General features: G+C 59.9%; 8 protein-coding genes, 1 tRNA gene and 3 pseudogenes. 4 read left to right on the forward strand and 8 right to left on the reverse strand.

Annotated features, from left to right (window positions below):
* Positions 1-112 precede the first annotated feature (112 nt).
* The 7 genes and pseudogenes from XI08_RS15760 to XI08_RS15795 all read right to left on the reverse strand — a co-directional run bounded on the left by XI08_RS15760 (position 113) and on the right by XI08_RS15795 (position 9,230).
* Positions 113-823, reverse strand: a complete 711-nt coding sequence (locus XI08_RS15760; protein ID WP_271575080.1) for a TVP38/TMEM64 family protein — start codon at positions 821-823, stop codon at positions 113-115.
* Between the two features lie 3 nt (positions 824-826).
* Positions 827-2,242, reverse strand: a complete 1,416-nt coding sequence (locus tag XI08_RS15765; RefSeq protein WP_271575081.1) for a pyridoxal-phosphate dependent enzyme — start codon at positions 2,240-2,242, stop codon at positions 827-829.
* A gap of 1,512 nt (positions 2,243-3,754) precedes the next feature.
* Positions 3,755-4,282 (reverse strand): annotated as a pseudogene (locus tag XI08_RS15770) (transposase); the annotation flags it as partial.
* Between the two features lie 27 nt (positions 4,283-4,309).
* Positions 4,310-4,663, reverse strand: a pseudogene (locus tag XI08_RS15775) (MFS transporter); the annotation flags it as partial.
* Positions 4,570-5,641 (reverse strand): annotated as a pseudogene (locus XI08_RS15785) (MFS transporter). The pseudogenes XI08_RS15785 and XI08_RS15775, both read right to left, overlap by 94 nt.
* A 669-nt stretch (positions 5,642-6,310) precedes the next feature.
* The gene (locus XI08_RS15790) at positions 6,311-6,520 is read right to left on the reverse strand and encodes a hypothetical protein (RefSeq protein ID WP_271567540.1); all 210 of its coding nucleotides are present in this window, start codon (positions 6,518-6,520) and stop codon (positions 6,311-6,313) included.
* 1,621 nt (positions 6,521-8,141) lie between these two features.
* Positions 8,142-9,230: an LLM class flavin-dependent oxidoreductase gene (locus XI08_RS15795; RefSeq protein ID WP_271567557.1), complete on the reverse strand. Its 1,089-nt coding sequence runs from the start codon at positions 9,228-9,230 to the stop codon at positions 8,142-8,144.
* Between the two features lie 397 nt (positions 9,231-9,627).
* On the opposite strand from XI08_RS15795, the gene XI08_RS15800 reads away from it, so the two are divergent.
* From XI08_RS15800 to XI08_RS15810, 3 genes are read left to right on the forward strand one after another with little or no spacing between them, the layout of a single operon-like run.
* Positions 9,628-10,374 (forward strand): ABC transporter permease subunit, encoded by a 747-nt coding sequence (locus tag XI08_RS15800; protein ID WP_271567556.1) that lies wholly within the window; start codon positions 9,628-9,630, stop codon positions 10,372-10,374.
* A complete protein-coding gene (locus tag XI08_RS15805) occupies positions 10,371-11,099 on the forward strand; it encodes an ABC transporter ATP-binding protein (RefSeq protein ID WP_271575083.1) in 729 nt (242 codons plus the stop codon). The genes XI08_RS15800 and XI08_RS15805 overlap by 4 nt, the downstream gene beginning before the upstream one ends.
* Positions 11,100-11,116: 17 nt before the next feature.
* Positions 11,117-12,121, forward strand: a complete 1,005-nt coding sequence (locus tag XI08_RS15810) for an NrtA/SsuA/CpmA family ABC transporter substrate-binding protein (RefSeq protein WP_271575084.1) — start codon at positions 11,117-11,119, stop codon at positions 12,119-12,121.
* A gap of 529 nt (positions 12,122-12,650) precedes the next feature.
* Here XI08_RS15810 and XI08_RS15815 read toward each other — a convergent pair.
* Positions 12,651-12,726 (reverse strand) — tRNA-Ile (locus XI08_RS15815).
* A 1,221-nt stretch (positions 12,727-13,947) separates the two neighbouring features.
* Between XI08_RS15815 and XI08_RS15820 the strand changes: the two genes are divergently transcribed.
* A partial coding sequence (locus XI08_RS15820) for a DUF1236 domain-containing protein (RefSeq protein ID WP_271575085.1) occupies positions 13,948-14,161 on the forward strand: 214 nt, incomplete at its 3' end.

The raw sequence follows: 14,161 nt of genomic DNA on the forward strand, positions 1-14,161 counted from the left end.
AGGTCCGTAGAAGCGCCTGCAATCTACACGTGCGAACTTAAGAAAGGATGGCGGAATACAATAATGTCGAATTCAATTTTCGGAAAAATCCAGTTTATGAGTAAAGGATTGATTACAGACCAGGTGCTGAGTGCAGCGAAAGATTATTTGATCCGGGCGAGCCTTTCAATTTCTTGAGGTCGTTCAGTATCGAGCGCCAGGGACCTATCGCACTCAACAGCGTGCTTAGGCTTAATAAGATCAAGTATCCGGAAAACTGCTGCCACTGCAGCGTTTCGCCGGACAATAGGTGGTGCCCTTGCTGTCCAATTTGCGCATAAAACAGGACCAGCGGCGCGCCGCCCAACAGGCTGGTCGTCAAGTACTGAAGAGGTGAGACGTCAAAGATCGCGGCAATAAAATTCACCAGTGGTGCGGGCGCGAGCGGCGAGAGGCGCAGTCCGAGCAAGGTCAACCAAACCCTGACAGCCGATTGTTGATTTGAAGGAGCTCTCGGACGTTGAATTTGCTTCCGGTAAAATAGAAACGCGCTCAAACCACCAAAGGCGCTGCCGAGCAGCACCGTGGCGCCTCCGACCAATCCATCCATGTAAAAGCCGCCCGCCAGGCAAATCATTGGCATGGAGGGAAAGGCCAAAAATGCAAGAACGGTGGATGTAACCAAGAACAAGAACGCGGTGGCGAGTGGATGCGCGTGGGCCATAGTTTCGAGTCCCGGAAACACCAGCCAAACGGCCTCTCTCGACATAGGTGATGCAAAATATCCCAGCGTCAGAAACATGACGGCTGCCATATAGATGATCAATGGTTGGTGACCACGCATCGGCTATCCCAAACTGGATAGAAGAGACGGCATGTAGTCAAAGCTGTTATAGGTATTCCAGAAAAGAACCTTCTTATTCTTCAGCGCCCCCGCTTTAGACATGGTGAGCAACGATCGCCAAGCTTTCAAAGTAAAAACTGGATCAAGGCTGAGTCCCGCTTCCTTCAACTTGTTCGCCCACGCCACGTCGGTGCCGTCGACCAAGCCGTAGCCTGGCTGCCAGCTGGCGGAATCCGGCACGAATATCTCGTCTTGCATCACGCGAAGAACATCGGGAGAGATGCCTGGAAAGCGGATTTTTTGGAGCCACTCGACCGTGCTGCGAGCGAGTTTGGCAACATTCCCCTCCACAAACGGCAAGGAGGGTTGCCGGTTGACAAGCCAACGCGTCAGATAGGATTTGTCCTGATCGGCCACTCCCACGACCTTGGTCTTCCATCCCATTAAATGGACGCCGAGGAGAAGGCCCAAAACCGTCGAGCCGCTGCCCATGGGGACGAACATCACATCAGGCGGTGCGCTCCAGGCCTGCGCGGCGTCAAGGAACTGCGCCAACTCGGCAACCGCGTTCATATGTCCCAACACGCTCACTTCGTTCGAGCCGCCTGGCGGAACGAGAATGTCCGTATCCGGATGCAGCCAGCTTCTCGCATATTCCTGGGAAGCCGCGCCCGCCAGTTCGACGTCGTTCTTGGCTATCGCAACGTGTTCAACGAGCCCCTGCAAAATCGTCAGTCGCGCCATGTCCGTGGCAGATCCTGGGACCTCGAAAAGCACCAAGTCCAGGGCACAATTCAACGGCTGACCGTCGCCCGTCAAATCGACGACACGATTGGCCAGGGCAAACTGCAGGGCATGATTGCTGGAGATCGCGCCAATTGTCCCTAAGCGCTTGGCGCCGGACCACTTCAGATTCGGAAGCAGGAACTCGTATTTGCGCGCCTTGTTGCCAAAGACCGGATAACGTGCACTGCTCTCATTCATCACCAAAAGATCAGAGCAGTCTATGTGTCGCGTCACAGACGACGGCAGCTGCAACAGGTGATTAGTTTCCCGTATAAATACGGGCGTCCAAGGAATGATGGCGCGGGCGTCAGGCCGTCTCAGGAAAACCGAGTTGCCGGGTTCGCCCTGACGAATGTGGCCGGCAAAAGAAGCGCTGGAAAGCGTCTTGGCGATGAAAGGACCCCCTTTGGCATCGGGGTCCAGCAAGACAGGAAAGAGTCTGCCAAGCGCCAAGGATTGCGATTTCAAGGCAGTGGAGGAAGGAGCCAAGCCAGCAAGGTCGGCGGCCGGCGCAAGCGTCAGCATCGAGGGGCGGCGTTGATACGTGCCGACGGCGCTTAGCGCGGCACCTCCGCTTAACGCGATACCTCCCAGGAGGGCCGCTTGCATGAAGTTCCGGCGAGAGAGGTCCATTGCAACGATCTGAAAGACACTGGATGCTTAAATCGGTAACTTCAGGTTAATCCTTTTTTAACCGTATTCCAATCCGCACGGGCGCTCGGGGGAGAAATAACTCTAAGGTTGATTAATGGAGACGCATTGAAGGCGTGCTCAGGATTAGTTCTAGCCCAACCGAACTAGGGTGCGATCGAGGTCGTCATATTGCTGTTTTGGCACAACGACTTCGCGGTTCTGTGCGATCGGTCGCAGGACCTGCAAGCGGGCTCCACAGCAAACGCGGCCCTCCGTCTTCGAATCGGGCGCAACTTCAGACTATCGGACGGCCCGTCTGGCGCAATTTTGAAAAGGTGATGCACGCGGTCGCCCGAAAACTGTCTAGAGAGCCAGGCGATCTTGGTCTAGTTGCCCGTATTCTACGTCGGCGTAGAAGGGCCCCGAAGAGTTCTCAGGAACGGTGCCCAGCCGCGCGGCTAACGAGCTGCAGCGCCAGCTCGTAGCCCGGCGAATGTCGGCTGTCCGATCCGGTGGTGCGGTGCCATCGATGGATTTGGCGGCCCCACAAGCGAGGGTCCTCGGGGCGAGCGAGCCATAGACATGGGACTCCGGCCAGTTACCGGTGACGTTTAGGACATCCTCACTCATCCAGGGCTTTCGCGCAGGCGGCAGGTAGGGCTGAGGGCAGGCGATATGAACGTAAATAGTTTACGGGCTACTTTGATTTTCATGGTTTGTGTTCGCCAACCACAAAGTGCTGGGAAACACGCGCCATGATGCGCGAGGTACGTCGCCTTAGGGAGAGGTGGGAAATTGCCAAATTGGCAAAGATTTGGACAGCGTCATACCCGATGGCTCCGGGCCGTTGCGAGCCCACAGCAGGCCGAAGCATGGGGACGAGGGGACATGGGAATGTCCCCCCTCGGGTCGAGGCTGTCAGTGTTAGTGGGTAGTTATTTGGTTGTGATAGGTGCGGGCGTCGGGTAAGGGCTGCGCGAGGCAGTCCCCACACCCCATGTGCCGTTATATCTCCGGCGGTGGGCTACCGATCGTGCTCACCCCATACCGTGTGCACAACAGCTCGATCTTGTATCTGTCGACTGTGGGGACAACGTAGACCCCGCGGCTCTTGTACGTCCCTATATTGAGGCGCTTTCGGAGCCATCGGTTCGTGATCGACCTCTCATACTCGAATCCGTAGCCTTCGATAAATACTGAGACGATCTCTGACACAGGCACTACTGACCGTTGGTCATGAGTTCGGCGAGGATCTCCAAGACCTGGGCTTCAACAGCAATCCTCGATCCGCGATGAGGCTGAGTTGGGTCTCTAGCCATGGACCGCAATTCGGTCCGCAGATGATCATCCGAGACCACGCTAGCCCGATCTATTCACGAGAGCACGGTCGTTCTTGACGTCTGACGGGGGCTGGCGGCTGGCGTGGGTGACCGTCCGGCCTTTTCTCACCGGCTTCTACATCAAGCTGTTCGATGGAGGAGTGGGGCGGGTGAGCGGGCGCGGCCCGGTCGGTTACGGACCGAGCGGGAGCAGCGCGCCGGGCAAGCAGCGGATCAGGTCGGCTTCGGGACATGCCGCGGCGAACGCAAGGCGAATGCGGCTCGTGGTCTCGACCACACGGGCGGCGATTTTCAAGAGCCGAAGAAGCAGCGTCGCGAGCTCGGCAGCGGCCAATTCCCGGGCTTTGGGAATCGCCTCGCGCACGGTCAGCATCAGCCAATAAGCGGCCGTATGGAGCACGAGACGGACCTGGTTGGCGAGCGCCGAACGGCAGCTGGTGCGGTCGGAGGCGAGCTGCGTCTTATGCAGCTTGCTCAGATTCTCGGCTTGGCCGCGCGCGCAATACAGGCTGTCGTAGATCCACTCGGATGAACCGATATCGAGGCTGGTGACGACGAAGCGGATGTCGAGGCCGAGCATCGTCGCCTCGATACGGGCGACCGTGCGCCGTTCGCGATCCCAGGACTTTGCCTTGTGGCGCGTCTCGGTATAGCCACGCAGAACCGGCAGGTTCTCGATGGCGCGTCGCGTGCGGATGTCCGCATTGGTCACACGATGGTGTTGCCGAAGATGCTCAAGCCAGGACGCGACCATGAAGGTCTCGAGGAAGCGTCCTTTGTCGGCGGCATCCTCGAAGACGTCCCAAGCATACGCGCCATCCCGCCGGCGCTGTTGGCCCAAATGCCTGACGGCCACGAGGAACGCGTCACGCTTCTCGGCGGCGACACGATACTCGACCGTTACCAATACCGGACCGCGATCGCCAAGACCGGCGCCGGCCAATGCATAGAAGGCGCGAGGTCCACTCCGGCATCTGACAGAAGCTTCTAGTGCCAAGTCACCGCGATTCCGACTAGAGCGCCGGCCGCGGCGATGAAGTGCGCCGCCGGCAAACCGAGCGCCGAGGCAAGCTGCCCCCAAAGTGCGCTGCCGGCCGTCATCGCGCCGAAGAACACGGTGACGAACATGGCCAGGCCGCGGCCACGCACCCAATCCGGCAGGGACATCTGAACCGAGACGTTGAGGCTGGCGAGCACTGCGATCCATGAAATGCCCGCGACCGCGCAAGCCGCAATGCCGATCGGTGAATGACGGGCGATGCCCAGCAGGACCAGACTGAGCACCGTGCCGAGCGTGCCGGCCGCAACAAGCCGACGGATCCGAGAGCCGCCTTCATCGAGGGCAGCGTGAAGGCGCCGACGACGGCGCCGATGCCGATCGCTCCCAGCAAAATGCCGTAGAGTTCGGGGCCGCCCGCGATCTGATTGCGTGCGACCAGCGGGAGCAGCGCCCAGTAAGCGCTTGCGAAGAAGAAGAACGCTACCGCTCTCACGAGCGTTGCGCGCAAATTCGCATTGTATCGCGCATGCCGGAAACCGATGACCAGGGCGCCGGTCAGGCGCTCCGGCGGAAGCCCGCTCCCTTGCGACGATGGCGGCCGCCACCACAGCAGGGCCCCGATCACGGCGAAATTGCTCAACGCGTTGATCCAGAACGGCGCCGCGATGCCCAAACCGCCGATGACCAAGCCGCCCAGCGCAGGTCCGATCGCCCTGCTGATGTTGACACCGACGCCGTTGCTCGCCACCGCCGCGGCCAAGTCGTGCTTCGGGACAAGCTGAGGCACTAAGGACTGCCATGCCGGGGCGGTGGATGCTGCGCCGGCGCCGAGCAGGAACGTGAACAGCAACAGCAAGGGCGGGTGACGAGGTCGAGCCAGACCAGCATCGCGCTTGCTGCCGCGACGACGGTGAGGACGATCTTCGCTCCGATCAAGAAGCGGCGCTTGTCGACGGTATCCGCCAGAGCCCCGGCGGGGAGCGCGAACAGGAACATCGGAAGACTGCCAGCAACCTGGACCAAAGAGACCGTCAGCGGATCGGGATTGAGGCTCGTCATCAGCTATCCGTAATCCCATAACCATCTGCAACTAAAGAAGTTTTTAACATCAGTTGTGACCGATGCCAACAAAAATACCAACAAACTGACAAGCGCTGTTGGTCGCCAAAATAAATCGAGAGGCTCCTCGGCGGCGGACTCCACAATCGCCGCGCGACCGGAATCGAACCCAGCATTGCTTCGAATTCTCGACGGGATCGACCTAACATGATTATCGCGAAGTCAATGGCGGGTCTTTGTCACGTGCACGCGAAGCCGACGCCGAGAGCGCTGATCCTCGACGCGCTGCACGTCCAATGCCGATGGCGGCAATGTCCGACAACACCTGAACAAGACGCTGCGGATCGTGGACTGCAGGACTGCCCCCGGCGGTGATCACTGCGCGCGCGGCTCCAGTTCGACCGCCTCGACCCAGCTCAAGCGATGAGGGCGCGTTCGACGACGATGTAGTGGAAGCCTAACTGGCCCACGACACGGAGCACAAAAGCGCCGCAGCGCAAGGTGTTGGTGCGGGGCCACCCCGGCAAGGGCGACAACAAGAACATCCCCGTCATCTATAACCGTGCTGCCTATTGGGTCGAGCGCGTGCGTTTAATGCAGTATTAGTCTGATCGCCTCGATAAGCCTGCGCGACAGTGCGCCCGCCGTCTCGCTGAACAGATCGGCGGCCTAGCCCGCTCTCGTTTCGACCCTCCGCAGCGAAGCGTGATATTCATCCACGCTGTCGAGGTCGATCATGGTCTTGCCTCCCATTTTGTAGGCCCTGATCCTCTCGAGGGCGATCAGCTCATAAGCCTTAGTCTTTCCGAATTTGCCATACCGGCAACCGTCCTTGAATTCGACGATTCGGCGCCGGTTGCTGTTATCATTGTCAACCATGAGTCCCTGCATGTGCTTCGATGATCTCCCCATAATCGGCTCAAGCCTTGCTGAGTGAGATGAGCATTTTCCTAGTGCGACTCTTTTGCCGATGCGGGCTTACAGAAAGGCGCCGCTTTGCGGTAGTTGACGAGTTCCCGCTGACTTTGTTCAACGCCTTCTGCGCGTAACCCTTTTGCCCAGGATGCGTGATCTATATCGCCTTCGGTGCCAAACAAAAGGCTTCTGATGCCGCGGCTAACTCCTGCGCGCGGTAGCGTACAAATCGGACGGATCGGAAGCGTCGTTGGCAAGCTGGTAGCCTGCCGTCCCGTGCTCGCTTGGCCCTGTTCGGCAACCTCAGAAGCGCCGGTGGAAGCGAAACTTCAAATCCTTAGAGACAGACGTTCCAATTAGTTCCTGTGCGACATTGCAACAGCTACAGCGAAATTTGCCGTCGTCCTCTTAAGGCTGAAGCAGGAGTTCGATCCCGCTAGGGAGCGTCCAAAATTTTAGTGACATAGATCTGTTTCGGCGAAGCCGTCGAATAGCCGGATATCCGTTCTCGCCATTGCGGCGAGCTTACCGAACATCGTTGGCGACAACTGTCGCGTCGAAGAACGCTATTGCCAAAGTGCTCTTTTCACTGAGGCAAAACTCCGCGGGACACATCATGTCGGCAAACAAATCATCTTTATTTGAGGATGGATATTGACTGGAAGGTCACGATGATGGCTCGATCACGGGCTTTCATGGAGTTTTCATGCACGCCCCATCGCCACGCAAGAGCACAGCAGACAGCGAGCCGTCGCCACGCTCCAGCCCCTCAAATGAACGTCCTTGGACCGCAGTAGAAAAGCATAAGCTGCGAGGCATGGTCGATCGAGGACTGCCGACGAGCAAGATTGCCCGCAATCTCAAACGACCACATGCCTCCGTTGTGGCGATGGCAACGAGCTTGAGGCTGCCGTCCGAAAACTGAGTCCATCCCGGCACATTGCCCAACCCGCCGGGGCCGAACGGATTGGCTCCGTCTGCCCATAGGGCACCGAAGAATATCTTTCTCACAAAGCGGACTGCGCAAACTATCCGAGATGCGGCACCAGGAGTTTTCGAGTCGCGTCCGCGAATTCGGCGACGACATGGCGATAGGCTGACGCTTCCTGAGTGGTCGCGGCGCGCGGCGGATAGCTCGCGCCTGCCGTCTGCAGCCGTTGCAGGCAGAATCGGTCCAACACCTGCACAAACCAGACCCAGCGATGGTCGCCGCCTGGGTCTTACCCTTCGCTTCGAATGCAAGGCTTCTGACGCCTACCGGGACGACATAGACTGTATGCGCCGTTTTGCGGCAGACAGACAATGACCCACTCGATGGGATCGAGGGGATAGCCATGCTTCACTTCCCGAGATGATTAGCGGAACAATCAAAGCTCGCTCTGACATCAAACCTGGATGGGCACGAAGTGGTTGATCGCCAATACGTTCCCAGGACCCGAAACTACGTCGACGGCGCGTACCCCATTCTTCAGAAGCGCGAGCTGTTCTGGACGGAATACACCGGCTCGCTGCTCCGCGACCACTTTGTTTAGTCGCTACGCGAAACAGGCGCCGGAAGTCGCGTCGACCCAGCCGCCGCAGAGATCTAGCCAAGGGACCGGGCCAGCCGCTCGGCGGCCCCGGTGGGTTGCTTCGCCCGCACGCGCGGGATCACCTCGAGCGCAAATCGGCGCATCTCGGCCTCGAACGGCTGGAATTGCAGCATGAAGAGCTCAATGCCGGCTGCATGGAAGGCCTCGATGCGCGCTGCTACCTCGTCATAGCTCCCGACCAGTCCCGCTGCCGTGCCGCCATTGCTGCCGACGCGCGGCGTCTTCTGCATCGTCTGCATCATCACGACCTTGGGGTCGGTATTCTGCTTCTGGATGGCCCTCATCGGTGCATCCTTTGCAGCCAGGCTAAGCAGCCGCTCATAGGCCGCCTGCGCCTGCTCCCGGGTTTCGCGCGCGACGACGAAGGCCGACAGACCGAAACGAAGCGGCGCCGCACCCCGCGGACGCGCGGCGACATTGGCGATCAGGCCGGCCACATCCTCCAGGGGCTGACCATTGATGAACCAGACGTCACCATGGCCAGCGACCAGGTCGCGCGCTGGCTCGGATTCTCCGCCGACATAGATGGCAGGGCGCTTGCGGTACAGGCTGGTCGGGCGCAGCGCATAGTTGGAGACGTTGAAGTGATCGCCTCTGTAGTTGAGGCGTTCACCCTCCATCAGGCGCGAGACTACCGAGATCCATTCCGTGCCATAAGCATACCGAGCGTCATGATCTGGAAAGCCAATCCCCGCCTTCTCCAATTCCGGGCGGTTCCAGGCATTGACGAGGTTGATCGCAAAGCGGCCGCGGCTGATGTTCTCGATGCCGAGTGCGAGCTTCGCCAGCACGACGGGATGATAGAGATAGGGCTTGATCGCGGCGATGATCTCGATTCGAGTGGTCAGCGCCGCAATTGCCGCCGCGGCGCTCCAGGCCTCAAGTTGATCGAGATCTTCCTGATGTGGATTGATCGTATGTTGCGCGATCAGCGTAGAGTCATAACCGAGCTCTTCGGCTGCGAGCACCAGATCCCGATTACGCTCCCATGACGCATCATAGGGCTCTTCCGGGTCATGGTGCGTAGCTCGCGGCCCATGCACCAGCGCCCAGATGCCGAAACGAATGGGTGCAATCGCCATCATGCTCTCCCGCAACTTTCTCTCGCTATGCCATCGCATCGGTACGCGTTCTCGCCGCGGGCTGACGAAAGATCAAGCACATCCACCTCAAAAGATTTTCTTTGTCGCGCACCGGTGCCGTGACGGCAGCAGATCACTCCTGAGCGAACGACAATTGAAATAGTGCTCTATTTCTGTCGAGCCCATTTCGTGGGACATTTTCCGCGGATGGCAAGTTGTTGGAATCGCACCTCCTGCATCAGATGCAGTGCGTGGAACGGGGTCTCACGTCTTGAGCAATATCGAACTGAGCCAAATCGACCACACGGTGATCGGTGCGGATGACGCGCCGTCATCGCAGGGCAGCGTTCAATCGCCGGCGCGAGGAAGCAAGCTTGGTGCTCGCGGCCTTCAGCTCCTGTCCTGGATCGCGCCCGTGCTACTCGTCATTGTCTGGGAGGCGCTTGCACAGGCGGGATGGCTTTCGCCACAGGTTCTGCCCGCGCCGAGCAAGGTCATCCGAACAGCATTCAGGCTTGCGACCACCGGGAGCCTGTTGAACGACCTCGGCGTCAGCCTGCTGCGTGCCGCAGCCGGCTTTGCGGTCGGTGCTGCGGTTGGCGCCACGCTGGGCGTTCTTGTCGGCTTCTCGCGAATCGCGGAGGCCGCGATCGACCGCAGCGTGCAGATGATCAGGGCCGTCCCTTTCCTCGCCGCGCTCCCCCTCGTCATCGTCTGGCTGGGCGTCGGCGAAGCGGAAAAGATCTTCCTTGTCGCGCTCGGCGTCACGTTCCCGATCTACATCAACACCGTGCTCGGCATCCGCCAGGTCGATCCCAAGTTGCTCGAACTTGGTCGGGTCCAGGGCCTGAGCTCGATCCAGCTGATCAGACGCATCATCCTTCCCGGCGCGTTGCCCTCGATCCTGACCGGCGTCCGCTATGCCCTGGCCACGGCCTGGCTCGCGCTGGTGGTGGCTGAAACCATCGGTGCCCAATCGGGGATCGGCTTCCTCGCGATGGATGCGCGCGAATTTCTGCGCACAGATGTGATCGTCCTGACGATCGTGATCTACGCGCTGATCGGCGTCGCGGCCGACGCCATTGCCCGCTTTCTCGAACGTCGCCTCCTCGCCTGGCATCCGAACTACGGAGCGGAGCGATGAACGTGCACGTCGCTCCGCAGTCTTCTACGCCATTCGAATCCGGACCGGCTGTCGTTGTCAGCAACCTCGTCCGCAGCTACGGCAGCCGCGTCGTGATCGAGAAATTGAACCTGCGCATCGATCGTGGGGAGTTCGTCGCCCTGCTCGGCGAGAGCGGGTGCGGCAAGACAACGCTGTTACGGGCGCTGGCTGGGCTCGATCCCATCCAGCGTGGTCGTATCGTGGCACCCCGCCGGCCGGCCGTGGTGTTTCAGGAGCATCGGCTCCTGCCGTGGGACAATCTTTGGCACAACGTGGCGCTTGGCTTGCAGGTTCCGGATCCTCGCGAGCGCGCCGCCGAAGCGCTTACCGAGGTCGGCCTCGGTGACAGGCTCGAAGACTGGCCCCGCCATCTCTCCGGCGGGCAAGCCCAGCGCGTCGCCCTCGCCCGCGCGCTGGTGCAGCAGCCCGAGCTTCTGCTGCTTGACGAGCCGTTTGCCGCGCTCGATGCGCTGACCCGTATCCGCATGCACCAGTTGGTCCGCGAACTGGTGGCCAATCATCAGCCGGGCGTCCTGCTCGTCACCCACGATGTCGACGAAGCGATCACCCTCGCCGATCGGATCCTCGTGATGCGCAACGGCGCGATCGCTTTCGAGCATCGCGCCGTGCGTGACGGCTCGACACCTATCTCGCGCGCCGATCTCCTCGGCGAGCTTGGCGTGGTCCCCCATTCTCACAGCTAGTCATCCGGAAGGCCGACATGTCCGACTTTTCATCCGCCAAACCATCCCGGCGCAGCTTCCTCGGCTCCGCAGCTTTTGGCATTGGCGCGCTCGCTGGCATGAATATCAGCGAATTCGCCCAAGCCGCACCTGGCCGGACCACCGACACAGTTCGCCTGACCTGGGGCTTGAGCGGCCTCAACCTGATCGCCAAGGAGCGTGGCGAGTTCGAGAAAGTGCTGGCCAAGGACGGCATCAAGGTCGAATGGCTCGGCCCCTTCCCGAACCATGCGCCGACCCTGCAGGCGGTCACGGGCGGAAGCGCCGACTTCAGCTTCGGCGGCAGCACGACCCCGGCGCTCGCCGCGATCATTGCAGGCTCGCCGCTGGTGTTCACACAGTTCGTGGTCTACGAGCCCCGCACCACGGCGATCATTGCCAAGGACGGCTCCGGCATCGACAAGGTCGAAGACCTCGTCGGCAAGTCAGTTGCGGTCAACCGCTCCGGCCTTGGAGAATTCCTGCTGGTCGCCGCGCTGGAGAAGCACAAGGTTGACCGTTCCGCGGTGAAGTTCGTCTATCTCAATCCGCCTGATGCCGCGCCGGCACTTGCCTCCGGCAAGGTCGACGCCTGGTCGATGTGGAGCCCCGGCGTCGATATCGCGCGGCTTGAATACAAGGCGCACGACATCTTCCTGGAAGGCCGCGATCTCGAATTCCAGATCGACTACACGTCCTACCTGACCACTCGCAAATTCGCGACGGACAATCCCGCGCTGGTGCGGGCCGTGAACGATGCGTTCCGCGCCGAAGGGAAATGGGCCTCGGAGAACGCCAAGGACGCCGAGTACATCGCGCAGAAGACCGGCAAGTACAGCGATGAGCTCCGCGACCAGTTCATCGCGCTGAAGCGCCAGTATCGCTATTTCGCGGTCAATGACGAGCAGTTCGTCAGCGAGCTGCAAAAGGCCGCCGACTGGCTCGTCGCCCGCAAGGTTCTGCCCGAGCCGGTCAGGGTGGCCAATCATCTCGCCCAGCTTTGAGAGCCCTCCAGCCGGTCAAGGCAATGAACAAGACCTATCGACGCTCTCCCTGACGCCGTCGGAGCCGCTCAAGGCCGGCTCTCCGGAACTCAAGGCTCTACTCAACCAGATCGCCAAGGGGGCCAGTGACCGCGTGGCGCGGGCAGAGTTGTTCTTGGACTTCCTTACTTCTGAGCAGCGCGGATCGCCCGCCGCTCGTTCAAAATCAACTGGAGTGTTTGGGCAATCGGCTTGCGTTGCCGATAACATTCTCGGAAAATGAAGACGCCGCTCAACCCGATAAGGGGAGCGGCGCTTAGCTTAGTACGCGTGACAGGCGAAATGCTCCCTTCGGATCGCGTGTTTGTAGTGAGACTTTCACGCTTAATGATTTTCGGTCCATCGACCCAACGCGCAATGGCCACCGGAAATAGTAGAGGCCGTGGCGCGACACGGCCAGATAGGAGCAAATGCCTCACCAAAGTGTCCCACCCGCGGACATCCCGGAGCCAAGGCTTTGATCTTCTTCTCTTCTTCTTCTTTCGAGAAATGGTGGGCCCGGCAGGACTCGAACCTGCAACCAGACCGTTATGAGCGGCCGGCTCTAACCATTGAGCTACAGGCCCCGCTGCGGGCGACCGCTGAAAGGTGGTCGGCAACGGTGCGCGGCTCGTCTACAGGATGGCCGGCAATCCGGCAATGCCAAATTGGTCCGATTGAGCCGCGCCTTCGGGAGCCCTTCCGAGCCGCCGATCGACGGGGCACCAATCTATCAGGAGCGCCCGGATACAAGGACTCTGTGCGACGAAGACGGTCACGTCAGCTTGGGTGAGACGTTGCAGCAGCAAGTAGTACGAACCTGGCTCGATCATCCATCGATCGCAATTAGCGCATTTGCCGTCTTGGCTATGCAATCTCCTCGATCCAGGGCTGGTGCAGCTCTACGAACGCCGAACCCAGATTTTTGACGACGAAGATCGAATGAAAGTGACGATGGAATTTCTTGAGAAAGAGAATCGCTCGCGGAAAGACCTTGTGGTCCAACTTTCCCATCATTTTCCTCGACCAAGCACTCCTTCGAATGGTGGATTTGCTCGGTTAGGCTGCGATGCTCGGCTTGGCAAGAACGGTGATGATCCAGCGTGTGGGGTTGCTGGGGGACTTAACTTCCATGACCGACCGGACCAACCCTGTGACGAGCGAGCCCCCTATCCTCAAGGTTGTTTTTTGCCCGCGATGTTGGTCATAGCGGCAGCGCCTTGCCACCTTTGGATTAGTCGTCTCGACTGTTTGCATGCGGGTATCACCTCATAGTCACTCAACAGAACTCGACGCCGATCAGGAGACCTTTTTGCCATGAAACCTTGCAACGCCTACCCTGGTCCGCGCGAAAGAGTTTAAGTTGAAACACGGGCCTGACGAACGTTAGATCCTCGACCCTGATTGTCGCGCCGCCTTTGGAGATGTCCAACACCGAACATCTCCTCGTCGCGAAAGCCCCGTCGATTGCCATCCACGCTTCTTGATTGGTCCTTCTGCGGGGAGAACGTGGTTTTCTTCCGAATATTGTCATTAGCCCAAACTCCATGCTTGGGAACGGGCAAGGGAAGGGATAGTTGCAGGTCCAAACAATTCGACCTTGTTGGTCGAGGCTGCCGAAACTGCGCGTTCTAAAATTCGCATCCCATGCTACAGCGCATAAAATGCCAGAGAGCGTATCGGAACCTGTCGTGCTCCCGGAACGATTGCCATTACTCGGGGTTCACGCAGCGCCGCATTCAGGGGCAAGGAGATATTCCTGAAGAAGCTGCTGCTGCCCGGCTGCCGCGCTGATCTCGACGGGCGCAATGGCCCAGTCCACGGTCGCCACGACCACGGGCGCCGGCGATGCCGCCGTGCAGATCGAGCCGGAATACCGCACCAAGACCCGTACTTACGTGACCGAGCACAAGATCCGCCCGGTCGAGATGCGCGAGAAGATCGTCGTCGGCCAGCCAGTGCCGCGCAACGTCGCACTCGAGGCGGTCCCTGCCGACTGGAGTCCCTCGCTCACGAAATATC

Source organism: Bradyrhizobium sp. CCBAU 11361, assembly GCF_028128935.1.
GTDB classification, from domain to species: Bacteria; Pseudomonadota; Alphaproteobacteria; order Rhizobiales; family Xanthobacteraceae; genus Bradyrhizobium; species Bradyrhizobium niftali.

What these genes read in the sequence shown, in the direction of transcription:
- XI08_RS15810 (WP_271575084.1), top strand. Translation starts at nt 11,117, where the DNA reads ATGTCCGACTTTTCATCCGCCAAACCATCCCGGCGCAGCTTCCTCGGC.
- XI08_RS15765 (WP_271575081.1), bottom strand. Translation starts at nt 2,242, where the DNA reads ATGGACCTCTCTCGCCGGAACTTCATGCAAGCGGCCCTCCTGGGAGGT.
- XI08_RS15805 (WP_271575083.1), top strand. Translation starts at nt 10,371, where the DNA reads ATGAACGTGCACGTCGCTCCGCAGTCTTCTACGCCATTCGAATCCGGA.
- XI08_RS15795 (WP_271567557.1), bottom strand. Translation starts at nt 9,230, where the DNA reads ATGGCGATTGCACCCATTCGTTTCGGCATCTGGGCGCTGGTGCATGGG.
- XI08_RS15790 (WP_271567540.1), bottom strand. Translation starts at nt 6,520, where the DNA reads ATGGTTGACAATGATAACAGCAACCGGCGCCGAATCGTCGAATTCAAG.
- XI08_RS15760 (WP_271575080.1), bottom strand. Translation starts at nt 823, where the DNA reads ATGCGTGGTCACCAACCATTGATCATCTATATGGCAGCCGTCATGTTT.